The 21,991-nt window shown below is 67.6% G+C and carries 20 protein-coding genes; 11 read left to right on the forward strand and 9 right to left on the reverse strand.

Going from position 1 to position 21,991, the window contains the following annotated elements:
- The first annotated feature begins 77 nt into the window (after nt 1–77).
- From IEX71_RS13965 to IEX71_RS13975, 3 genes are all read left to right on the forward strand, one after another.
- Entirely contained in the window at nt 78–1,010 is a 933-nt protein-coding gene (locus tag IEX71_RS13965) for a putative endonuclease domain-containing protein (protein ID WP_188837643.1), read from the forward strand.
- Between the two features lie 174 nt (nt 1,011–1,184).
- Nucleotides 1,185–2,282, forward strand: a complete 1,098-nt coding sequence (locus tag IEX71_RS13970; RefSeq protein WP_188837644.1) for a DNA polymerase III subunit beta family protein — start codon at nt 1,185–1,187, stop codon at nt 2,280–2,282.
- Entirely contained in the window at nt 2,279–3,520 is a 1,242-nt protein-coding gene (locus tag IEX71_RS13975) for an MFS transporter (protein ID WP_188837645.1), read from the forward strand. The genes IEX71_RS13970 and IEX71_RS13975 overlap by 4 nt, the downstream gene beginning before the upstream one ends.
- Here IEX71_RS13975 and IEX71_RS13980 read toward each other — a convergent pair.
- The 4 genes from IEX71_RS13980 to IEX71_RS13995 form a co-directional block, all read right to left on the reverse strand.
- Nucleotides 3,476–4,414 carry a hypothetical protein gene (locus IEX71_RS13980; protein WP_188837646.1) on the reverse strand — a complete coding sequence of 313 codons (939 nt, stop codon included), beginning with the start codon at nt 4,412–4,414 and terminating at the stop codon, nt 3,476–3,478. The two genes, IEX71_RS13975 and IEX71_RS13980, sit on opposite strands and share 45 nt — an antisense overlap.
- Nucleotides 4,411–4,965 (reverse strand): LemA family protein, encoded by a 555-nt coding sequence (locus IEX71_RS13985; RefSeq protein WP_188837647.1) that lies wholly within the window; start codon nt 4,963–4,965, stop codon nt 4,411–4,413. The genes IEX71_RS13980 and IEX71_RS13985 overlap by 4 nt, the downstream gene beginning before the upstream one ends.
- A gap of 84 nt (nt 4,966–5,049) precedes the next feature.
- Entirely contained in the window at nt 5,050–5,526 is a 477-nt protein-coding gene (locus IEX71_RS13990; RefSeq protein ID WP_188837648.1) for a (2Fe-2S)-binding protein, read from the reverse strand.
- A gap of 11 nt (nt 5,527–5,537) precedes the next feature.
- On the reverse strand, nt 5,538–7,871 hold the full coding sequence (locus tag IEX71_RS13995) for a molybdopterin cofactor-binding domain-containing protein (protein WP_229749731.1): 2,334 nt from the start codon (nt 7,869–7,871) through the stop codon (nt 5,538–5,540).
- A 442-nt stretch (nt 7,872–8,313) separates the two neighbouring features.
- Between IEX71_RS13995 and IEX71_RS14000 the strand changes: the two genes are divergently transcribed.
- Nucleotides 8,314–8,817, forward strand: coding sequence for an FBP domain-containing protein (locus IEX71_RS14000; protein ID WP_188837649.1), 504 nt, complete (start codon nt 8,314–8,316; stop codon nt 8,815–8,817).
- 55 nt (nt 8,818–8,872) lie between these two features.
- Here the strand turns inward: IEX71_RS14000 and IEX71_RS14005 are convergent, their stop codons facing one another.
- The 4 genes from IEX71_RS14005 to IEX71_RS14020 are packed head-to-tail and all read right to left on the reverse strand — an operon-like array spanning nt 8,873 to nt 12,469.
- Nucleotides 8,873–10,123: an FAD-binding protein gene (locus IEX71_RS14005; RefSeq protein WP_188837650.1), complete on the reverse strand. Its 1,251-nt coding sequence runs from the start codon at nt 10,121–10,123 to the stop codon at nt 8,873–8,875.
- Nucleotides 10,120–10,518 (reverse strand): DUF3054 domain-containing protein, encoded by a 399-nt coding sequence (locus IEX71_RS14010; RefSeq protein WP_188837651.1) that lies wholly within the window; start codon nt 10,516–10,518, stop codon nt 10,120–10,122. The genes IEX71_RS14005 and IEX71_RS14010 overlap by 4 nt, the downstream gene beginning before the upstream one ends.
- Nucleotides 10,515–11,546: a Gfo/Idh/MocA family protein gene (locus IEX71_RS14015; RefSeq protein WP_444542669.1), complete on the reverse strand. Its 1,032-nt coding sequence runs from the start codon at nt 11,544–11,546 to the stop codon at nt 10,515–10,517. The genes IEX71_RS14010 and IEX71_RS14015 overlap by 4 nt, the downstream gene beginning before the upstream one ends.
- Nucleotides 11,543–12,469, reverse strand: coding sequence for an alpha/beta hydrolase (locus IEX71_RS14020; RefSeq protein WP_188837653.1), 927 nt, complete (start codon nt 12,467–12,469; stop codon nt 11,543–11,545). Before IEX71_RS14020 ends, IEX71_RS14015 begins: the two co-directional genes overlap by 4 nt.
- Nucleotides 12,470–12,533: 64 nt before the next feature.
- On the opposite strand from IEX71_RS14020, the gene dop reads away from it, so the two are divergent.
- The 6 genes from dop (at nt 12,534) to IEX71_RS14050 (ending at nt 20,111) form a co-directional block, all read left to right on the forward strand.
- Nucleotides 12,534–14,063: a depupylase/deamidase Dop gene (gene dop, locus IEX71_RS14025; protein ID WP_308420980.1), complete on the forward strand. Its 1,530-nt coding sequence runs from the start codon at nt 12,534–12,536 to the stop codon at nt 14,061–14,063.
- A 123-nt stretch (nt 14,064–14,186) separates the two neighbouring features.
- A complete protein-coding gene (locus IEX71_RS14030; RefSeq protein WP_183319863.1) occupies nt 14,187–14,387 on the forward strand; it encodes a ubiquitin-like protein Pup in 201 nt (66 codons plus the stop codon).
- Between the two features lie 55 nt (nt 14,388–14,442).
- The gene (prcB, locus tag IEX71_RS14035) at nt 14,443–15,252 is read left to right on the forward strand and encodes a proteasome subunit beta (RefSeq protein WP_188837654.1); all 810 of its coding nucleotides are present in this window, start codon (nt 14,443–14,445) and stop codon (nt 15,250–15,252) included.
- Complete coding sequence (prcA, locus tag IEX71_RS14040; RefSeq protein ID WP_188837655.1) at nt 15,249–16,028, forward strand: proteasome subunit alpha; 780 nt, start codon at nt 15,249–15,251, stop codon at nt 16,026–16,028. Before prcB ends, prcA begins: the two co-directional genes overlap by 4 nt.
- 217 nt (nt 16,029–16,245) lie before the next feature.
- Nucleotides 16,246–18,240, forward strand: a complete 1,995-nt coding sequence (locus IEX71_RS14045; RefSeq protein ID WP_188837656.1) for an ABC transporter ATP-binding protein — start codon at nt 16,246–16,248, stop codon at nt 18,238–18,240.
- 74 nt (nt 18,241–18,314) lie between these two features.
- On the forward strand, nt 18,315–20,111 hold the full coding sequence (locus IEX71_RS14050; protein WP_229749770.1) for an ABC transporter ATP-binding protein: 1,797 nt from the start codon (nt 18,315–18,317) through the stop codon (nt 20,109–20,111).
- Between the two features lie 151 nt (nt 20,112–20,262).
- Here IEX71_RS14050 and IEX71_RS14055 read toward each other — a convergent pair whose 3' ends face one another.
- Nucleotides 20,263–21,258, reverse strand: a complete 996-nt coding sequence (locus tag IEX71_RS14055) for an NAD-dependent epimerase/dehydratase family protein (RefSeq protein WP_188837658.1) — start codon at nt 21,256–21,258, stop codon at nt 20,263–20,265.
- Between the two features lie 112 nt (nt 21,259–21,370).
- On the opposite strand from IEX71_RS14055, the gene IEX71_RS14060 reads away from it, so the two are divergent.
- Entirely contained in the window at nt 21,371–21,991 is a 621-nt protein-coding gene (locus IEX71_RS14060; protein ID WP_188837659.1) for an IMPACT family protein, read from the forward strand.

Raw genomic sequence — 21,991 nt, forward strand, 5'->3', positions numbered from 1 at the left:
GTATGACGCAGGTCGCTGTGCGGGGGTTGTCCACAGGCCGCGCAGCGCAGAATCGGCTGCGTCGTCACGATTGTCCGATGACCAGGGACACGGCTTCCGGCGCTTTCGCGGTCGGTCGACCACCGCGTATCCATGGCGCTGCGCGGCGAGCCGTCGCCATCCAACTCGCCGTCGAGCACGACGGCGTGGTGCACCGCCGAACACTGGCTCAGCATGGGATCGATCGTGACGGCATCCGCAATGAGGTTGTGGCGGGCCGTTGGTTCAAGGCCGGCCTGCACACCCTGGTGATCGGCTCTCCCGAACTGAGCGCCGTTGCCCAACGGTGGCGCGCGCTGTGGGAGAGTGGGTCGGGGGCCCGGCTCGACGGAGCCACCGCACTTCTCGCGCATGGCATGACCGGGTTCACGCCGGCGGCCATCGACATAACGCTGCCCGGGTCGAGCCGACACCACGCCGTTGACGGGGCCCGGCTGCACCGACACCGTCGGCCGGCACCGACCGTCGGCGCCGACGTCGCGACGATCCACGCCGCACAGTGGGCGGTGTCCGATCGGCAGGCGGCGCTGCTGGTCTGCCTGCCGATGCAGCAACGACTCACAAGCGCAGCGCGGTTGGCCCTGGCTTGGCGCGCGGTGACGCGATCCCCGCGGCGCAACTTCCTGGACGCCGTCATCGCTGACGTGACCGACGGGGCCCACTCGCTCGGTGAACTCGACTTCGCCCGACTGGCGCGTGGCGTCGGACTTCCGGCTCCCACCCGACAATCGGTTCGGCGTGGACCGCGTGGCCGTGTCTACCTCGACGTCAGCTGGGGCGAGGTCGGTCTGGTGGTCGAGATCGACGGCGGTCACCACGCGCTGGCTCTCAACCCGATCGACGACGCGTTACGCCAGAACGATCGACTAGTCGCCGGCGAGCAGGTGCTCCGGATGCCGGTCCTCGGGCTGCGCCTGATGCCGAGCGAGTTCCTGCTGCAGGTCCGCCGGATGTACGACTCGTTGCGATAGGCCGTGTTTCAGTCATACACATCGCGCGCCATACCGCTCGATGTGTATGACGCTGGACGCCACCCGTCGACCGCGGTTTGACCTTCGAGTTGCTTGAGGGGCCAAGCTGGGGTCGTGCCTGACCAGCGTGCCGGCCGACGGACGCACCATCGGCGTGAAGCGACTGAGGCGAAGATGAGGAACGAGTCTTCGTCGCAGTCGTCCCTGCTGACCATCGGAGCCTTCGCCCGACTGGTCGGCCTGAGCTCGAGCGCGCTGCGCTTCTACGACGACTGCGGGCTGCTGCAGCCGCACGAGGTCGATGCGGTCAGCGGCTATCGCTACTACTCCGCGGCCCAGGAGCGTCGGGCGACGACGATCAGTCGCCTACGGGGGATCGGCTTGCCGTTGCAGGACATCCGGACGGTGCTCGACGGACCGCCCGAGCAGGCCAAGGCGGCACTGCGGACGTATGCCGAGCAGGCGACCGGCATCGCCCGCAGGGCTCGGCAGACCGCCGAAGACGTGATCGCATCGCTGCCGGAGGCCGCCGGCACCGCCGAGCCGACGACGGCGATCCTGCGGGGTCCGGAGTTGGCCGGCTCGTTGCGTCAGGTGTCGCCGGCCGCGGCGGCCCAGCCCGACATACCCGCGCTGAACGGCGTGCTCCTGCAGATGGGCGCCGACGAGCTCACCGTCGTCGCAACCGATCGCTACTGGATGGCGGTGCGCGGCCTTCCGGTGGAGGAGGTGACCGGCGCGGATAGGCGTGTTGTCGTGTCGTCGGAAGCGGTGGCCTCGGCCACCGCATTCGCGGGTGCGCACGACCGGGTGTTGTTGCGCATCAGCGCTGGCGGCGCCACGCTCGAAGCCGACCAGGAGGACCTGACACTGGACACGGTCGATGCCCAGTTCCCTTCGTATCAGTCGGTTCTCGCGTCATTGCCCCCGATGGCCGGCCGGGTCACCGTCGATCGCGCACGCCTGTCCGATGAGTTGCTGCGGCTGCGGGACGCCGAAGCCGTGGTGCTCACAACGGGTTCCGATCATCTGGACGTGCGCATCGACGGCGACCGGCACGGCACGCGGCTCGGTGCGATCTGCACCGGTGGGCCGCTCGTGACGGCGTTCCGGCCATCGCTCCTGCTCGGAGCCCTCGACGTGAGCGTCGGCCCCGAGGTGCTGCTCGAACTGCCCGCGCAGCAGAGTCGCCCGGTTGTCGTCCGCTCGGCGGACCAGGGCACCTTCACCACGATCGTGATGCCGGTCCGACGGGACCGCACCGGGTCATGAGTGCGCGGACGGCGTCCGCAACTACGGCGACGCCGGGCAGGCTGCCGGCGGCATACATGTGGTGGGCGATCGCAGCCGGGACGAGCACTCTGGGCACCTCTGCCTTCGACTTCGCGATGACCTGGTACGCGACAGGCATCTCCGCCGGGCTGACGGGACTCATCGGCGTCCTGATCACACTGCCGACGGCGGCACTTTTGTTGGTCGGCGGTGCTGTGGCCGACCGGTTCGGCATACGACGGCTGCTGATCGCAGGGGACACGGTGATGCTGCTGCTGAGCGTGTTCGTCGTGCTGGCCGCAGCCGTGGCCGGCGTGCACCCCTGGTTGCTGATCGTCGTCGCGATCGCGTCCGGCGTAGAGGGAGCGTTCTACCTGCCGGCGAGCGGTGTCGTCCCGCGCCTCTTCGTGACCGGGGACGACCTGCCCCGTGCGACTGCGTTCAGCAGCACCCTCGCTGCGCTGGCCCGTATCGCCGGGCCAGCGTGCGGTGCGCTCCTGGTGACCGTGCTCGCCTTCGCCGGCACCGCCGCGGTCGACGCCGTGACGTTTGCGCTGATCGTGTTGGTGTTGTGGCGGATTCGGCCGCCGTACGAGCACGTGACGAGCGCCGCGGACGGCGGACTGTCGATCCTGCGGCCACTGGGGACTGTATGGCGATCCGCTTCGCTGCGGCCGGTGCTGGTGGCCACCGGTGCCATCGCTGCCGCGGTGCTGCCGGCGGTCATCTACGGTCCGTCCCTGCTCGCCCGCAGATCCGGTTGGGGCCCGGGCGCTTCCGGCCTGGTCGAGGCGGGCTGGCTGGTCGGCGGCATCGCGGTGACCGCTGTCATCGCCCGGCGGGGTACGGTCCGGCGGATCCGGCTCGCGGTCGGCATCGGGCTGCTGATCATCGCCGCCGGTCTGCTCGGCACCGCGGTGTCCCCGTCTCCGGGCAGCGCGTTCGGTTGCATGATCGGCGTCGGTGTCGGTGTCTCGGTCTGCACCGGACACCTGTGGCCGGCATACCTGGCCGCGACACCGATGGACCAACTCGGTCGGTATCAGTCGTTGCTCGTATTCGTCCAGATGGCAACGCTTCTCGTCGCTACAGTGTTCTTCACCTCGATTGCCGGAGGTTTCGGCGCACGGTCGTCGCTCGGCTGCTGCGCGGCCGTGATGTGGGCGACCCTCGCCTGGTGGTGTGCCGCTGGATCACCCTCGCAGCAGGTAGATCCGGACCAGGATCAGCAGCACTGAGACGGCGATCATCGCGCCGGCGGTCGCGACCGGGCCGACGAGGCGCCGACCACCCGGCGCGATCGGGTGCGCCACGTCATCGGGCACGCGGTCGTCGGCGTACAGGTCGAGCTGATGACCCAGTTTCGCCGCGAGCGGACGCAGGAGGTGTTCGATACGTTCGATCGTCATACGGCCGCCGATGTCGAGCGGCTTCCGGGAGTAGAGGTAGAGCTCGTCGTCCACCAGCTCACAGGTGAAGCCGGGCGCGTCCGCGAGGAAACGCTCCATGACGTCGGGGCTGAAGATGTGCAGCGCGTCGGTCTCGTATCGGGCTGGCGCATACAGCGTGAAATGCCTGTCGAAGTCGCCCTCCAGCGAAAGGCGTTGTGTTCTCTTCATATCGAACGGCAGGAGGGGTCCGTTCCGACGTGCCACCACGGCGATGTGCGGAACGTGGCGGGGGAGCGACATACGGACGTAGCCGAACGGGCGCAGCTGCATAGGATCCTGGAAGTGCTCGAAGTTGCCGATCTCGACGAAGTGACGTGACAAGGTGCGGACACCCTCGATGATCCGCGCGGCGTCGTGCGTGAAAAGCATCCCGGGATAGTGGTCGGCACGCCGGTAGATCAATGGCTCGAGGCCGTGAGCCTGGGCGTAGGCCCGTGCTCGCGCCACACCGATGGTCCGACGCCAGATGCGTACGAACAGATAGCACCCGGCCAGGGTCCAGGCGATCCAGAAGACCCCGGCACCGTTGTTGGAGAACGCGCCTGCGGACAGTATCGCGACCAGGCCGATGACACCGGAGAGGAGGAAGAGGACGGCGAGCCATAACTCGATCCGCGAGTGCTTGGCGCCACGCAGCAGCTCTGCCCAGACCTGACTCGCGTGTGGACTACGGTCGCTCATCGGCCCAGATCGACGACCGGCGGATCGGCCGCAGCGGTGGTGGCAGTGAAGAACTCGGCGGTCTGCCAGCCGTGCCGATGCGCGACGGAGGACCCGGGCCAGGTCGCGATGTGGGAGTTGAACTCACGCACCGCGCCGTTGTAGAACCGTCGCGACGCGACGACCTTGTCCTCGGTGTGGACGAGTTCGCGCTGCAAATGCAGGAAGTTCGAACTCGCTCGCAGCTGCGGGTACCGCTCGCTGACGGCGTAGGTCGCGTGGACCGCACGAGACAGCTCGGCTTCCGCATCGGCGGCCCGTCCGGGGTCCTGCGCGTGCAACAGTCCTGACCACGCCTCGACCATCTGACGTAGCACCGTCTCTTCGTGCGTCACGTAACCACGCACCAACTCGACCAGCGATGGGACAAGGTCGGCCCGTCGCTGCAGCTGAGCGAGCACGTCACTCCATGCCTCATCGACCCGCGAGTGCAGCCTGACGATCGACACATTCAACCGCCACCACATGACCAACGCCGCGACGAGAACGATCAGTACGACGAGTCCAGCCACCAGTATGCGCTCATTTCATCACGGTCGGTATGGCGTCCGAGGCTCCGCGAGGTGTGCGATCTGCCAGACGGACGGACGGACGGATCACATCTTCGCGGCGCCGGCCCTGATCGCTTTCCGGATCCGGACGTAGGTGCCGCAGCGGCATACGTTGCGGATCGTGTCCAGGTCGTCGTCGTTGATCGCGCGGCCCTCTGCCTTGACCTTGTTGACGAGGGCCACCGCGGCCATGATCTGACCTGGTTGGCAGTAGCCGCACTGCGCGACATCCTCCTCGAGCCAAGCCTCCTGCATCGGGTGCAGATCCTTGCCGACTTCGCCGGGCAGTCCCTCGATGGTGGTGATCTCGTCATCGGCCTGGATGTCCTTGACCTGCACCGAACACGGGTTGAACGCCTTGCCGTTGATGTGCGAGGTGCACGCCTTGCAGACGTTGATGCCACAGCCGTACTTCGGACCGGTCACCTTGAGCACGTCGCGCAGCACCCAGAGCAACCGGACGTCGTCCTCGACCTCGACCGTGACCTTCTCGCCGTTGAGCTTGAATGTGTGTGTGGACATGGCAACTCCGCTCAGTAGGTGTGCGACAGGCCGTCGGTGGGGGACTCGGGCAGGGAAGGGACGTAGGGCTTCACGTCGAAGGAGAGGGTGTCGTGATTGATCGGAAACCGTCTCGGTGTCGTGCCGGTGGCACGGGCATAGGCACAGGCGACGGCGGCGAACGACGCCGGTACGCCGGCCTCGCCCACACCGCCGGGCTGATTCGAATCCGATGGCATGACAACGCATTCGAACTCGAACGGCGCGTTCCACTCGCGCGTATAGAAGTAGTTGTCCCAACTTGCCTCGAGGAAGTGACCATCCTTCAGGTGCGTGCTGTTGGTCAGCGCCAGCCCGATGCCGTCGGAGGCGGCGCCCATCATCTGCGCCTCGATCCCGCGCGGGTTGATGACCAGTCCCGCGTCGACAGCGACGACGACCTTCGTCACACGCGGGCCGGTGACGCCGTTGCGAACCTTCCGATGCACTGTCTCGGGACGGCAGTCGATCTCGACGAGAAACGCTGTGGCGCCTTTGTATTCGCGGTGCACCGCAATGCCCTGTGCCGTGCCCGGCTCCATCGTGCGGCCCCAGTTGCCGACCTCGGCCACCTTCTTCAGGACGGCCTTCACCTCCGGGTATTTCACATTCGCGAGGCGGAAGGCGAGCGGGTCCTTGTGGGCCTTGCGTGCCATCAGATCGACCGTCAGCTCGCTCGCGCAGGCGACGTCCTGGGAGTAGATCGACCGCATCGACCCGGTGTTGAAGCGAGTGTCGGTCTCGTCGAGCAGCTGGGTGACGACCCCGAAGTTGTAGGGCAGATCCTGGGTGAGCAGGAAGATGCTCTGCGAGAGTCCGACACCGACGAGACCGGGCGGCAGATCCGCGGCGGTGGCGACGAGCATCTCGCCGAGCCCGTGACTGAAGTCGGTGGCGACACTCGTATGCCGTTGCTCGAAGGTCAGCACCTGATCGCCGAGCATCGTCGCTCGGCAGCGCGAGGTGGCCATCGGGTGCATCCGTCCCTGGCGCGGCTCGTCCACGCGGTGCCACATCAGCTTGACCGGTTTGCCCATCGCCTTGGACACCCGAGCCGCTTCCAGTGCGGGGTCGTGGAAGAGCTTGTGCCCGAACGAACCACCGCCGGTGACGACGTGAACCGTCACCTTGTCCTGCGGCAGGCCGATCGCCTCGGCGATCTTGCCCTGCGCGACGATCGGTGACTTGAGCCCGGACCAGATGGTGGCGCTGTCGTAGCGGACGTCGGCGATGGCGCAGTTGGTCTCCAGCGCAGCGCTGCTGCGGAACATGAACTCGAAGTCGGTGTCGACCTGGAGCCCGAGCAACGGCACCTTCGGCACCGCGAGCGGGATCTCGGCCTTCCGCAGCTCGCCGAGCACCGCCTCGTCGTCGGCAGCTCCGACGACGCTGTCGTGGAAGTCCGCCTCGACGGCTCGCACCGCGTCGATACACTGCCCGAAGGTCTTGGCCCGGACCGCCACGCCCGTCTCAACGACCGCGACGTCGGTGACGCCCGGCATCTTCAGGATCGCGTCCTCGTTCTTCAGCTCGACCGGGTGACCGTTCAGACCGGGGGCTCTGCAGAGCATCGTCGGCAGGGCGTCGGGGACCTGCAGGTCCATCGTGAACTGCTTCTTGCCGGTGATGATGTCGCGGGCGTCCACGCGATTGCGTGGCGTGCCGACGACCGAGAAGGACGATGCCGGCTTCAGCGTGACCTTCGTGCTGGTGGTGGTCGCGCTTGCCGCCTTGGTCGCGAGCTCGCCATACGTGACCGACTTGCCGTCGGGTGCCGAGATCACACCGAGTTTGGACGTCAACTCGCCCACGGCGTAGCCGAGCTCGATGGCAGCGGCCTTGAGGAGGGCACCCTTGGCGATCGTGGCGGCGACCCGGATCGGTGTGTATGTCGACACGGTCGAGTTGGAGCCGCCCGTCAATTGGTTGAACATCAGCTCCGGGCGAGCGGGTGCCAGAGAGACCTGCACCTTCTCGACCGGGAGGTCCAGCTCCTCGGCGATGATCATCGCGGTCGAGGTGGTGATGCCCTGGCCCACCTCCGCGCGCGGCAACGCGAAGCTCGCGGAGCCGTCGTCGTGCACCGTGATCTTGATCAGGCCGGCCGTCGGGAGCGCTGCGGTGCTCTCCAGGTCCTCCAGGTCGAACAGCGCCGCGATCTGCGGCGGCGAGGGCACCGCAGCCTCGGCCGGAGTGCCCAGTCGCAGGTCCGCGGCGACCGTCAGCGTCGCTCCGGCGACGAGGTAACCGACGAATCGCCGCCGGCTGATGTCCCGCCTGCGGTCCGACGGCATTCCTTCGGTCTCTGGTGGCCGATCGATCGTCACGCGATCTCCTTCCGCGGCCGGCACTCCCGAAGGGTGCCGCCACTGGTGGTTCACTGCTGGATTCGGCTCCGGTGGAAGCAGCGTGGCACAGCGAGGCTCCCCGAAGACGGTTGCGGATTCAAAGAGTTCGTCAAGATTCGCCGGTGCTCACGCAGCCGCTGAGTGGTCACATCGCCGAGAAATCGAGATGCGGTGCGCCGTGCCGTATGAGAGCGTGGTCGACGGTGTGCCGTGGATGTGCACCGTTCGATCGAGGTGATGAGCGGCCATCGGCCGCAGAGGGCGAGGTCGGCCGCATGGCCTGCTCAGCGCACAGCTGACACACCGGTTCGGAACGAGAGATGCGCTCTCGACGGATCGGTGCATTTGCCATGCCACGACGGCACCCGTCGAGATGTCGGCGCTGAGTCGTCGTGCACCACCGATCGAAGGACCACCCACCATGCAGTCATTGACCGACGCCGCAATCCGCGGTGCGTTCATCAACACCACCAAGCGCGAATCACGCGATGCGATCCTTCCCGACCTCGACACGATCGAGTGGGACCAGATCGACGTGCTCGGCTGGCGCGACCGGAAGAAGGACAACACCGGCTACGCCGTCGTCGAACTCGCCGGCACCCCCGTCGGCGTCCGCTTCACCACGGCGCGGCTTCCGGGCGCGCGACGCAAGGCGCTGTGCAGTTGGTGCCAGGACGTCATCGTCTCGGACGATGTGACGATGTATGTCGCCAGGCGGGGCGGCGCAGCCGGTCGCAAGGGGGACACCATCGGCACCCTCATCTGCAGCGATTTCGGATGCAACCGCAATGTGCGGCGCAAGCCCACCCTGACCGAGGTCGGTAGTGCCGATGAACAGGACCGGCTCAACCTGATCGGGCAGCGGATCGACGGCCTCCGCGAACGATCCGCGGGCTTCGTCCGGCAGGTGCTTGCGACCTGCTGACCCCGGTGCTCACGCCACGTGGCGCTCGGCGACGGTCCGCCATGTGCGAACCGGCTCAGGCGCGCGCCACGTGGCGGGTCACGAACTCGTTGCGGAACTTGCCCTGCGGGTCCAGCATCCGGCGCAGGTCGTCGAAGTCGTCCAGTCGGGCGTAGGCGAAGTCGAGACGGCCGGGGTAGGTGAAGACCTTGCCCCAGTGCGGGCGTGGCGCCAGGTCGGACAGGGCCTGTTGCACGATGCCGACCGCCTGCCGCACGGCATCCAGGTCGGGCTTCCAAGTGAAGTGGAAGGCGACCGAGTCGCGACCGTGCGCGGGGCTGAGCCACTGCGATTCGCTTGCTATGGCACGGATCTCGGAGACCAGAAGGTGCGGCGCGATCGCATCGCCGACGGCTAGCAAACCCTCGATGCCACGACCGGCGTCCTCCGCGGCCACGAAGAACTCCGACTGGATTTCAGCTCCCGCACTCGGCGTGAAGCCGAGCCGGAAGTGCGGCAGCCGGTCCGCCCACGGGCCCGGCACGCCGCCCTGCTCGGTGACCGCGTCCGGCGTCGCGCCGGCGGCCTGCAACGGATGCAACGTGTCAGGAGTCCAGCTCGCGCCGGGCAGGAACGGTGTCCGGTCCTCGTGGCCGACCACGGACTTCACGATGACGTGGTCCGGGCCGGTCCCGACCCAGCGGCCGAACACACTCACGCTGTATGACGCTGCGAGCACCTCGCCGATCCGTCCGACCAGCTCGCCCCAGCTCAGGCCGATGAACGCGTCCTGCCGGACCGCGTAGTCCGGCACCGTCGCGAGCCGCACCCGGGTGACCACACCGAGCGCCCCCAACGACACGACGACGCCGTCGAAGCGCGGATCGGTGGCGTCGATCCAGCGCAATTCGCCGTCGGCAGTGAGCAGTTCGACGGCCCGCACCGCGGACGAGAGCCCCGGCTGGCGGACACCGGATCCGTGCGTGCCCGTGGCCACGCTGCCGGCGATGGTGATGTGGGGGAGTGAGGCGAGGTTCGGCAGTGCCCGCCCGGACGTCGCGAGGGCCGGCACCAGCTCGCCATACTTCATGCCACCGCTCACGGTCACGATGCCGGAGTCGGGATCGATCTCCGGGGGCGTGATCAAGCCCGACACGTCCAGCTGCCAACCGGATTCGCTGTCCGCGATTCCGTTGAAGCTGTGCCCCGAGCCGGCGACCTTGACCGCGGGCGCGTCGGCGACGAGTTGCTGGAGCTCGGCGACGGTTGCCGGTCGCTCTCGTCGGGCGGACCGATAGTCATAGGTGCCGGACCAATTCGTCGTCATAGGTGTGCCTTTCGTGACCGGAGCTCGGCGACCAGTCGCCAGCCGAGCAGGAAGACTCCGAGGAAGATCGTGGCGACGACGATGAACGGCAGGGCCGTTCCACGTCCCGTCAGCTGGCGCAACAGCATTCCGCCGGCCACTGCACAAAGCCATACCGGCCACCCGGTCCGCAGTCGTAGCGGAAGCTCGCCGAAGACGGCGCGAACCACCAGCCAGCCGATGGCCGCGCCGACCAGGAACGGCCACGCGGTCTGCAGCGCGTCGAGCACCGGGTTGCTCTCGTGGTGCGATGCGCGTCCAACGCCGGCGAAGACCAACACCACCAGCACGTCCAGGCCGAGCGCCACTCGGACGCGATTGCGTGTGGCGGCGGGCTCGGATGTGGCGGGCGTCATTCGCCCGGATAGCGCACGCCGAGCTGTGCGCGCACTTCGTCCATGATCCGCATGATCCGCAACGTCTCGTCCCAGGGCATGAGGGGCGACTCGACGTCACCGGCGCTGATCCGCCGAGCGGACTCGACCGCTTCGAAGTGCAGGCCGTGCTCGGTCACGGGCGGGTCGAAACGGTCGAGCACGGTGTCATCCGGACTGACCAGACGGACCGGTCCTCGTTGATAGAACCATCCCGGAAGCTCCAACCGCGCCGAAGAGCCAGCGATGACAGCGGTGTTCGCGGTCTGGGCGCTCATCGTGGTGACACAGGTCGCGATGGTGTCGGCGCCGGTCAGCACTATCGTTCCGCTGCGGTCCACGCCCTCCGGGGTGAGGACGCCGGACGCTGAGATGTCGAGGTCACCCGGCAGGAGCATCGCGGCGAGCGAGATCGGATAGATGCCGAGGTCGAGCAACGCACCGCCGGCGAGGGCGGGGTCGGCGAGCCGCTGTGGTCCGTCGGGATAGAGCAGTTGACCGTGGTCGGCCACGATCGTCTGCAGATCGCCGAGCAAACCGTCGGCGACGGCCTGCCGCACGACGTCATACCGGGGCAGGAACCGGGACCACATGGCCTCCATGCAGAACAGCCCGCGACTGCGCGCCTCGTCGATGACCTCGGTGGCCTCGGAGGTGTTGCGGGCGAAGGCCTTCTCGACGAGGACGGGCTTGCCGGCTCGCAGCGCCAGCAGCGCGTGCTCGCGATGAGCGGAGTGTGGTGATGCGACATACACGACGTCGACGTTCGGATCGGCCACCAGCTCCTCGTAGGAGCCGTATGCCGTGAAACCACCGAACTGCGAGGCGAACTCGCGGGCTCGGGGCAGGCTGCGCGACCCGCAGGCGACGATCTGCTGACCCGTGCCGGCGAGCAACGCCGCGGCGAACGCGGCTGCGATACCGCCGGGTGCGAGGATGCCCCAGCGCAGCACGGGAGCGTCCATCGGATCGGGCGTCGTGGGTGAGGGGAGCGTCGAGGGGGTCGTCACGCGAACCATCCTCGCAGAGTGTCGATGATCTCCCAGCGGGCTTGCCAGGCGACCGGCGCGAAGCCGGGGATGTTGAGGAAGCCGTGCGGCACACCGTGGTAGTGCGACAGGTGGGCCTTCACGCCGTCGCGCTCGAGCGCTGCGACGTAGTCGGCGCCCTCGGGGGCGAGTGGATCGAACTGCGCGGTCTGGACCAGGGCGGGCGCAGCACCGGCGCGCGATGCCGCGCGCAGCGGGGAGACCACCGGATCGGCCGCAACCACTCCCGATCCGTCGAGGTAGAGCCCCAGGTAGGTGTCCAGTGCCGCGCCGTCGAGCATCGGCGCGTTGCGGTAGGCGTGCTTGCGGCTGAGGTCCACGGCGGGATAGATCAACACCTGGCCGGCGAGTGCGGCACCGGCGCGCAGGGCGACCAGGGCGGAGAGGTTGCCGCCCGCGCTGTCACCCGCGACCACGACGCGCGACGGCGACACAGGCAACCAATCCGGGTCCGCCAGCACGAGATCGAGCGTGTCGTGCGCGTCAAGCACCGCGGCCGGCGCCTTGTGGTCGGGCGCCTTGCGATAGTCCGGTGCCACGACGACCGCACCCGTTTCGTCCGCGATCATCGTCAGCAGCGACTCGTAGTCGAGCGGCCGGCCCAGGGTCCACCCGCCACCGTGGTAATAGACGACCACCGGTGCGCTGCCGATGACATCCGGGCGCCGATGGATGCGTGCCGGGATCTGCACACCGTCACGCATCCGCAGTTGCACAGTGTCGCGTCGGACATTGCGTCGGACACGGCCGGTCACGAGTGTCACCGGGAAGCGCGGATCTGGCGCCAGCGCACGACTTGCGGCGATCTGCTGCGGCTCCATCGCCTCGACTCCTTTGCGCGCCAGATCGGACACCATGCACCACAGGCGCGTCCGGATCGGCATGTGCGGCAAGTCCGTCCGGTGAACCCTCGTCATGGCGGAAGTATTGCGGTCATAAGGTCGATGCATGACTGTGCGCCGCATCATGGGCATCGAAACCGAGTACGGCATCTCCGTGCCCGGCGATCCGACTGCGAACCCGATGGTTCTGTCCGGACGCGTCGTCACGGCATACGCCACGCAGGTGGGCATGCGGGCGGCCCGGGCCGGTTGGGACTACGAGGACGAGGCACCGCTGCGCGATGCACGCGGCTTCGACATGGCCCGGGGCAATGCCGACCCGAGCCAACTGACCGACGAGGAGGACCCGACTCTCGCCAACGTCGTGCTCACCAACGGAGCGCGGCTGTATGTCGACCACGCGCACCCCGAGTACAGCTCGCCCGAGGTGACGAGTCCGCGGGACGCGATCATCTGGGACCGCGCCGGCGAGTCGGTGATGCGGGAAGCGGTCCGCCTGTTGTCCGGACCGGACAGACCGGGTGTCAACCTCTACAAGAACAACACCGACGGCAAGGGCGCCTCCTACGGGACGCACGAGAATTACCTGATGAGCCGGTCGACGCCGTTCTCGGAGATCGTGCGACACCTGATCCCGTTCTTCGTCGCTCGCCAGGTGATGTGTGGGTCCGGTCGTGTGGGTCTCGGCGTCGAGTCGGGTAAGCCCGGTTTCCAGCTCGCCCAGCGCTCGGACTTCTTCGAGGTCGAGGTCGGGCTGGAGACCACCCTCAAACGCCCTCTGATCAACACCCGCGACGAACCGCACGCCGTGGCCGACCGTTATCGGCGACTGCATGTGATCCTCGGCGACGCCAACCACTGCGACGTCACCAACCTGTTGAAGCTGGGCACCACCAGTCTGGTGCTCGGCATGATCGAGGACGGGGCGGTCGGCCAGGACCTGACCGTCGACAAACCGGTCGAGGCACTGCACCGTTTGTCGCACGACCCGTCCCTGCGCGCCACGGTCGAGGTCGCCGGACGGCGGACCATGACCGGTGTCCAACTGCTCTGGAGTTATTACGAACTCGTCGATTCCTGGCTGGAGAAGCGGTATGCCGGAGAGCTCGACGCGGACACCGCCGAGGTGATGCAACGCTGGGAACAGGTGCTGACCAAACTCGAGCGGGATCCGATGGAGGCTGCTCGCGAGATCGACTGGGTCGCGAAGCTGAAGACGCTGGAGAGCTACCGCGCCCGCGACGGACTGGACTGGTCGGACCACCGGCTGCGCGCCATCGACATCCAGTGGTCCGATGTTCGTGCGGACAAGGGGTTGTTCAACCGGCTCCTCGCGGCCGGCCGCTTCGAGCAGCTCGTCGACGAAGCGGCCGTCCAGCAGGCCGTGGTCGAGCCTCCGACCGACACCCGCGCCTTCTTCCGAGGCACGTGCTTGGCCAAGTTTCCGCACGAGGTCGCGGCGGCGTCCTGGGACTCGGTGATCTTCGACGTGCGGTCCCAGCCGAGCCTGCAGCGCGTCCCGATGCTCGAGCCGGAGCGCGGCACGAAGGCCCACGTGGGACCCCTGCTGGAGAAGGCAGCCTCGGCCGAGGAGTTGTTGCGCCTACTCGCCGACGATGCTCCGCGAGCCGACTGACAATTGCCGCCCGGTCGTGGGGCGCCCGGGTAGTGGCGCGTCGTCGCGCCGTACGGGCCGTGCCACGTAGGGTTGAGGAAGAAGCACAGCGAGCCTGTGCTGCATGAACGAAAGGACACCGCCATGGCCACGCAGGAACACAAGAACCCGCAGCGCCGCGACGCCGATCCGGCTGATGACGCGCCGGAGCCGGCACCCGCAGCTGCCCCGGCGAAGCAGGAGCTCGACGACGACGTCGACAGCGTGCTGGACGAGATCGACGGTGTGCTGGAGTCCAACTCCGAGGAATTCGTCCGCGGCTTCGTCCAAAAGGGTGGGCAGTGATCACCCCACAAAGTTCTCCGCTCGTACCTCGCTCCGATACTTCGCGGGGGGCCCGATGAGCTCCAACAAGCTTCCCCCCTCCTATTTGCAAACGGGTTCGTCGTCATTCACCGAGTTCCTCTCCGCGCACGCGCCGGAGCTCGTGCCCGGCTCACGCACGATCCCGATCTCGGCGGTCGACGTGCCGCACGGCACCACGATCGTCGCGATCGCGTATGCCGACGGTGTGCTGCTGGCCGGTGACCGCCGGGCGACGATGGGCAACCTGATCGCCAACAACGAGATGCTCAAGGTCTTCGCCGCCGATGACTACTCGGCGGTCGGCATCGCCGGCACCGCCGGCACCGCCATCGAGATGGTGCGGCTCTTCCAGGTGGAGTTGGAGCACTACGAGAAGATCGAGGGCACTCGGTTGTCCCTGGTCGGCAAGGCCAACCGGCTCGCGACGATGATCCGCGGCAACCTCGGTATGGCGATGCAGGGCCTGTCGGTCGTGCCACTCTTCGGCGGGTTCGACCTCGACCGGGACGCCGGCCGGATCTTCTCCTACGACGTCACCGGCGGCTGCTACGAGGAGCACGACTTCCACTCGGTCGGATCGGGTTCGCTGTTCGCGCGCGGCGCGCTGAAGAAGCTCTGGCGCCGTGGGCTGACCCGTGACGAAGCCGTCCGGGTGACAATCGAGGCGCTGTATGACGCTGCCGACGACGACTCGGCGACCGGCGGCCCCGACCTGGGTCGGCGCATCTGGCCGACCGTGGCGATCGTCGACGCAGAAGGAACCCGGTTCGTCTCCGACGACGAGTTGGCGACGGTCGTCGAGCACGTCCTCGACGCTCGCCGCGAGATCGGAGGTACTCGATGAGCATGCCGTTCTACGTCTCGCCCGAGCAGTTGATGAAGGACCGGGCGGATTACGCACGCAAGGGCATCGCCCGTGGCCGCTCGGTCGTGGTGCTGGCGTATGACGGCGGAATCGCCTTCGTCGCGGAGAACCCCAGCCGTGCACTGCACAAGATCTCGGAGATCTACGACCGCATCGCGTTCGCAGCGGTGGGCAAGTACAACGAGTTCGAGAACCTCCGCGTCGCCGGCATCCGGTATGCCGACCTGCGGGGCTACTCCTACGACCGCTCCGACGTGACGGCCCGCGGTCTGGCCAACGCCTACGCGCAGACACTCGGCACCGTCTTCACCCAGGAGTCCAAGCCCTACGAGGTCGAGATAGTCGTCGCCCAGGTCGACGACGACCCGGCGGATGACCAGATCTACCGGTTGACCTACGACGGATCCGTCGGCGACGAGCAGGGTTTCGTCGCGATGGGCGGCGCCGCCGAGCACGTCAGCGCCGGCCTGCAGGAGCGGTGGGAGGCCGGCATGGACCTCGGTGCCGTGCTGCGTCTGGCGATCGAGTTGCTGGGCGAGGACCCCAACGGCGGGTCTGCACGGACACTGACCGCCGACCAGCTCGAGGTCGCGGTGCTCGACCGGGCTCGCGAACGCCGCAAATTCCGCCGGATCGCGGGTTCGCTGTTGGAGGCGTTGCTCAGCACGGACGACCCGACCTCGGACGTGCCGCACACCGACGACGAGCCGGGTGTCCACGACACCCACCTGACCGAGGACGAGCCGGAGGGCTGACGCGCTCGTGCGGGTCCGCCGCGGACCCGCACGAGCCATATCCGGATGCCGTTGTCGGTGCCTCGTGACATGATCGATAGGCATCCCAGTCATCTCGCCGAGCCCACTTGTTGTCGAAGTCTCAGGGGACTCCATCGACTTGACTTCAAGTCCGCTTGAACGCCGAGGCTGAGGTGTGCTTCGAAGTCGTCACTCGCCCAGGAGACCTCACCTCACGATGACCCAGCAGCCCTCGCCGGCAACCGTTCCTTCCGATAACAGATCGACCTCACACACCGCGTCGGACGGCCTGATCTCCGCACCCAAGGTCAGCCCGTCACCCGAGCGCCACCGCCGCACCACGAGCCTGTTGCGCTTGGCGCCATACATCCGGCCCTACCGGGCGCGCTGGATCAGCATGTTGCTGTTCTCACTCGCGAGCCTCAGCGCCACGATCGTCATACCGCTGATGACCAAGGCCGTCATCGACGGCCCGGTGAGTCACCACGACCAGCGAGGCCTGTGGGTCCTCGGCACGGCGGCCCTGGCGATCGGTATGGCGGAGGCCATCCTCTGGTTCGGGCGTCGGTGGCTGGTCGCGCGGGCGACGATGGGCATCGAGCGCGACATCCGCAAGGACATGTACGCACGGCTGCAGGTGCTGCCGATGTCGTTCCACGGCGGCTGGCAGTCCGGCCAGCTGCTGTCGCGGATCATGAACGACCTCAGCATGATCCGACGGTTGCTCAGCTTCGGCATCGTGATGCTGATTCTCAACTCACTGCAGATCGTCGTCGTGACGATCATCCTGCTGGTGCTTTACTGGCCGCTGGGCGCGGTGGTCGTGATCTCGATCGTGCCGATCGCCGTTACGGTCCTGCACAACCAGCGCAAGTTCACCAAGCTCTCGCGGATGGCACAGGACCAGACCGGCGTCGTCGCCACCACGGTCGAGGAGTCGGCACTCGGCCTGCGCGTGATCAAGTCGTTCGGTCGGGAGGACTACATCTACGACCGGTTCGACGAGAAGGCCACCGAGCTGTTCGACATCCAGGTCCGCAAGGTGCGCCTGCAGGCGAGCTTCTGGACGCTGCTGGAGGTCATTCCCAACATCACGCTGATCATCGTGCTGGGTCTCGGCGCCGCCGCGACCGGCTCGGGTGCGATCACTCTCGGCACCCTCGTCGCGTTCATCACCATGATGCTGTCGCTGGTCTGGCCGATCTCGTCGCTGGGTTTCCTGCTGTCGATGTCGCAGGAGGCGATGACCGCCGCCGATCGCGTGGTGGAGATCTTCGACACCGAGCCCGACATCACCGACGGGCCGGTCGCGGAGCTCTCGCACGGAGGGTCGCTGCGCCTGACCGACGTCGGCTTCAAGTTCCCCGACGCCGGTGATGACGACGACGCGTGGGCCCTCCGGCACGTCAACCTCGAGCTGACGCCGGGGGAGACCATCGCGCTGGTCGGTGCCACCGGCTCCGGCAAATCGGTGCTCACGTCGTTGATCCCGCGGCTCTATGACGTCACCGAGGGTCGCATCGAGGTCGACGGCACCGACATCCGGGAGCTGACCCTGCCGGCCCTGCGCGAGACGGTCGCCACCGCCTTCGAGGACCCGACGCTCTTCTCGTTGTCGGTGCGGGAAAACCTCACGCTCGGCCGTCCCGAGGCCACGGACGAGGAGATCGCCGAGGCGATCGACGTGGCCCAGGCACACTTCGTGCATGACCTGCCCTTCGGGCTCGAGACCCGGATCGGTGAGCAGGGGATGAGCCTGTCCGGCGGTCAGCGGCAACGGCTTTCGCTGGCTCGCGCGGTGCTGACGCACCCCAAGGTGCTGGTGCTGGACGACACGCTGTCCGCGCTGGACGTGCACACCGAGTCGCTGGTCGAGGAGGCGCTGCGTCGCGTGCTGCACGAGGTGACCGGTCTGGTGGTCGCACACCGTGCCTCCACCGTGCTGCTGGCCGACCGCGTCGCGTTGCTGCAGGACGGCAGGATCACCCATGTGGGCACGCATGCGCAGTTGCTGGCGACCGTGCCCAGCTACCGCTACCTGCTGGCCGCCGACGACGAGCTCGACGATGGAGCCGATCCGGACCCGACCTGGTGCACCGACGACGATCGGCGGTGCGCGCAGGACGGCGTGGAGATCACCGAGGGTTCCGAGGAAGCCTCCCGTGACGACCTGTCCGGAGTGCACCGTCCGATGCGGGAGGCGCGCCGATGAGTACCGAGACCGACACGCAGACACGCAAGGACAGCGAGCAGTTCGCCCGCGAGGAGGAACGCTGGCGGGGACGGATGTCCTCCGAGCACGACGACGACCTGCCGATCGACGAGTCGCGACCGATGCGACGCGAGGCGCGGCAACTGCTGGGGTCGCTCCTGGCGCCATACAAGAAGATGGTCGTCGTCCTCATCGTGCTGGTGATCATCGAGAACCTCGCACGCCTCTCGGTGCCACGCCTGGTCCAGGTCGGCATCGACCACGGCGTCCCGCCGATCTCGCGGGCCAACGACCCGCACGTCCTGCTGATCGTGCTGGGCGTGCTCGTCGCGGTCGTGACCGTGCAGGCGGTCACCCGGATGTTCTTCCTGCGACAGTCCGGCACGATCGGCGAGCTGGCGCTGCTGGAGCTGCGCCGGCGAATTTTCCGGCACTTCCAGCGGCTCGACGTGTCCTTCCACGACAAATACACGTCCGGCCGTGTCGTCAGCCGCTCCACCAATGACGTCGAAGCCATCCAGGACATGCTGGAGAACGGTTTCGACAGTCTGGTCACCGCCGTCCTCACCCTGGTGGGCACGGCGGTCCTGCTGATCACCCTGGACGTCGAGCTCGGCCTGATCTGTCTGGTGAGCTTTCCGATTCTGGTCGCGCTGTCGGCGTGGTTCCGGGGTGCCTCCAGCCGGACCTATCGCGAGGTCCGCGAGAGTGCCGCGTTGGTGATCGTGCAGTTCGTCGAGACGATGACCGGCATCAAGGCCGTGCAGGCCTACCGTCGCGAGCCGCGCAACCAGGAGATCTTCGAGGAGGTCGCCGAGCGCTACCGGGTGATCAACGAGAAGACGTTCCGGTTGGTGGCGATCTTCATGCCGTCCGTGAAGCTGATCGGCAACATCATGACTGGCATCGTGCTGCTGTATGGCGGCTATCGCGTGCTGCACGGTCACATGACCGTCGGTGTGCTGACGGCGTTCCTGCTCTACCTGCGGATGTTCTTCGAGCCGATGCAGGACATCACCCAGTTCTTCAACACCTTCCAGTCCGCGTCCTCCGCGCTGGAGAAGGTCGCCGGTGTCATCGCGACACCGCCCGGCATCAAAGACCCCGATGAGCCCAAGCAGCTCGAAAAGGTCGACGGGGCAGTCGAATTCGACGACGTACGGTTCGAATACGTGGCGGACCGGCCGGTTCTGCCCGGGCTGACGCTCGACATACCGGCGGGGCAGACTGTCGCCCTGGTCGGCACCACGGGTGCGGGCAAGACGACGATCGCCAAGTTGATGGCCAGGTTCTACGACCCGACATCGGGTGCCGTTCGACTGGACGGGGTGGACCTGCGGGACGTGGATCAGCCGCAACTGCGGCGACACGTGGTGCTGGTGACGCAGGAGAACTTCATGTTCGAGGGTTCGGTCGCCGACAACATCCGCTTCGGCAAGCCGACCGCGACGGACGCCGAGATCCGGGCGGCCGCCGAAGCCGTGGGCGCGGACCACTTCATCGACAAGTTGCCCGACGGCTACGACACCGACGTCGCCAAGCGCGGCGGTCGGTTGTCCGCCGGGCAGCGGCAGCTGGTGGCGTTCGCACGCGCGTTCCTGGCCGACCCGGCCGTCCTCATCCTGGACGAGGCGACCTCCTCGTTGGACATCCCGAGCGAGCGGCTGGTGCAGCGTGCGCTGGAGACGGTGCTCGCTGACCGGACCGCGCTGATCATCGCCCATCGGCTCTCGACGGTCGAGGTGGCCGACCGGGTGCTGGTGCTGGAGCACGGTCGAGTGCTCGAGGACGGCACGCCCGCCGACCTGATCGGTGCAGGTGACGGTCGGTACGCCGCCCTGCATCGTGCGTGGGTGGAGTCGCTCGCCTGATAGACACGTGCGCCCCTCGCCGAGAGGACGGCCAAATATCGAGAGGACAGGCAATGCCCGCCTCACCAGCCACATCCGTCACAAATCGCCTGTCCCGTCGACGAAAGACTGTCCTCTCGGTCTGACGGGAAGCCAGCCTGGTGAGGGAGCGTCAGCGGTCGGCCGCGCGAGTTTCCGCGATCAGGGCGCGTTCGTCGGCGGGGGACAATCCTGCCTTGCGGGTGCGACCGGGTCCGGCCTGGATCTCCCAGGCCAGTGTGTCGCGGATCGACTCCTCGAGCGCTCTGGTCCGCAGCCCGGCCACGCGCGCTGCTGCGGGGGATCGCGTTGCGAATCCTGCGTATTCGGGCTGCGGCAGCCACAACGGAAGGCTACGTTCACCTGCCCACGGCGCAATCTCGTGCTCGGTGATCCACTCCTGGTCGACCGCAACGAGGTCACCGTCATGGCCGGCCACCTCACGTGCCAGGGAGAGGTACTCGCTCAGCGCGATGTGCTCGGTGGTCGCGTTGAACACTCCGCCGGTGCCGCGCTCGGTGGCCTCGACAAGCCAGCCCGCGAGGTCCCGGGCGTCGATCAATTGGACCGACGAGTCGGGTGCATCGGGCACCAGCACGGTGCCGTCGTCCGTGATCGGGTGCGCAAAACGCAGCGGCCAGTAGCCGGTTCGGTCACTGTGGTCACCCGGACCGGTGATCAGGCCCGGTCGCGCGATCAGTGCGTTGTCGCCGTATGCCGCCAGGACGGCCTGCTCGCAGGCGACCTTGCACTCGCCGTACTTCTCGACGTCGAACGGTCCTTCGTACGGTTCCAGCAACCGCGCTGATTCGTCCTGGCCGGGCAGGTCGTCCTCGGCGTACACGGAGCACGTTGACACCAGTGCCCAGCGGTTGACCCGGTCTCGCAGTGCGGTGACTGCGCCCTGTGCGTGAGCCGGGACCATCGTCACGTCGATTGCCGCGTCGAAATCGCCATCGAGTGCCGAATAGGACTGTGGATCATCACGATCCGCGGCGACAAGGGTCACACCGCTCGGCGCGGGACGCTCGCCGCGCGCCATACAGACCACTTCATAGCCCTGATCGAGCGCAGCGCGCACGATCTCGCCGCCGAGCCACGCCGTCCCACCGAGCACCAGAAGTCGCATGCCGTCAGCCGACCACGCCACTGCTTCCACCGCAACCTGTCGCTGCTCCCAGCAGCGGGCCGTTCCTCGCCTGCCGACGAGAGGGCCGGACGGGCCCTAGGCTTTGGAGATCATGACCTATCGGACGATCGCGGCTGCCTGCGCCGGCGAACTCCAGGTGAGCCGCTCGCGTTTCCTGGCCGAGTTGCGGAGGGTGGAGACGGAGGAGCAGGCCCGGTCTGTCATCGCCGAGGTCCGCGCAGCGCACCGTGATGCCCGCCACCACTGCAGTGCCTTCGTGCTCGGACCCGACGCCCAGCTGCAACGCAGCAATGACGACGGGGAACCGTCCGGCACGGCCGGCACACCGATCCTTGCGGCGCTGAACGGTTCCCAGCTGTCCGACGTGGTCGCCGTGGTCACCCGCTGGTTCGGCGGCACGTTGCTGGGCACCGGCGGCCTGACCAGGGCGTATGGCGGGGCGGTCGACGCCGCCCTGCGACACGCCCGTTTCGTCATACGGGAGGAACGCGAGGCGGTCGACCTGGCCGTCCCGCACGCCGATGCCGGCCGTGTCGAGGCCGAGCTGCGGGCACGCGGCGTGGACGTGACGGGGACCGACTATGCCGAGGTCGCGACCCTGCATCTGACGACCGCTGACCCGGGCGACCTCGACGCGCACATCGCGGCGCTGACCAGCGGCACGGCGGTCGGCATACGGAAGGGTCCCCGCTGGCACGACGTCCGCAGTTAG

The organism is Flexivirga endophytica, from assembly GCF_014640635.1.
Classification (GTDB): Bacteria; Actinomycetota; Actinomycetes; order Actinomycetales; family Dermatophilaceae; genus Flexivirga; species Flexivirga endophytica.

Coding starts and splice junctions, on each gene's coding strand:
- IEX71_RS14045 (WP_188837656.1), top strand. CDS start 16,246: ATGACCCAGCAGCCCTCGCCGGCAACCGTTCCTTCCGATAACAGATCG.
- IEX71_RS13965 (WP_188837643.1), top strand. CDS start 78: ATGACCAGGGACACGGCTTCCGGCGCTTTCGCGGTCGGTCGACCACCG.
- IEX71_RS13980 (WP_188837646.1), bottom strand. CDS start 4,414: ATGAGCGACCGTAGTCCACACGCGAGTCAGGTCTGGGCAGAGCTGCTG.
- IEX71_RS14020 (WP_188837653.1), bottom strand. CDS start 12,469: ATGCCGATCCGGACGCGCCTGTGGTGCATGGTGTCCGATCTGGCGCGC.
- IEX71_RS14000 (WP_188837649.1), top strand. CDS start 8,314: ATGCAGTCATTGACCGACGCCGCAATCCGCGGTGCGTTCATCAACACC.
- IEX71_RS13970 (WP_188837644.1), top strand. CDS start 1,185: ATGAGGAACGAGTCTTCGTCGCAGTCGTCCCTGCTGACCATCGGAGCC.
- prcA (WP_188837655.1), top strand. CDS start 15,249: ATGAGCATGCCGTTCTACGTCTCGCCCGAGCAGTTGATGAAGGACCGG.
- IEX71_RS14055 (WP_188837658.1), bottom strand. CDS start 21,258: ATGCGACTTCTGGTGCTCGGTGGGACGGCGTGGCTCGGCGGCGAGATC.
- IEX71_RS14030 (WP_183319863.1), top strand. CDS start 14,187: ATGGCCACGCAGGAACACAAGAACCCGCAGCGCCGCGACGCCGATCCG.
- IEX71_RS14005 (WP_188837650.1), bottom strand. CDS start 10,123: ATGACGACGAATTGGTCCGGCACCTATGACTATCGGTCCGCCCGACGA.
- IEX71_RS13990 (WP_188837648.1), bottom strand. CDS start 5,526: ATGTCCACACACACATTCAAGCTCAACGGCGAGAAGGTCACGGTCGAG.
- prcB (WP_188837654.1), top strand. CDS start 14,443: ATGAGCTCCAACAAGCTTCCCCCCTCCTATTTGCAAACGGGTTCGTCG.
- IEX71_RS14050 (WP_229749770.1), top strand. CDS start 18,315: ATGTCCTCCGAGCACGACGACGACCTGCCGATCGACGAGTCGCGACCG.
- IEX71_RS14010 (WP_188837651.1), bottom strand. CDS start 10,518: ATGACGCCCGCCACATCCGAGCCCGCCGCCACACGCAATCGCGTCCGA.
- IEX71_RS13975 (WP_188837645.1), top strand. CDS start 2,279: ATGAGTGCGCGGACGGCGTCCGCAACTACGGCGACGCCGGGCAGGCTG.
- IEX71_RS14060 (WP_188837659.1), top strand. CDS start 21,371: ATGACCTATCGGACGATCGCGGCTGCCTGCGCCGGCGAACTCCAGGTG.
- dop (WP_308420980.1), top strand. CDS start 12,534: ATGACTGTGCGCCGCATCATGGGCATCGAAACCGAGTACGGCATCTCC.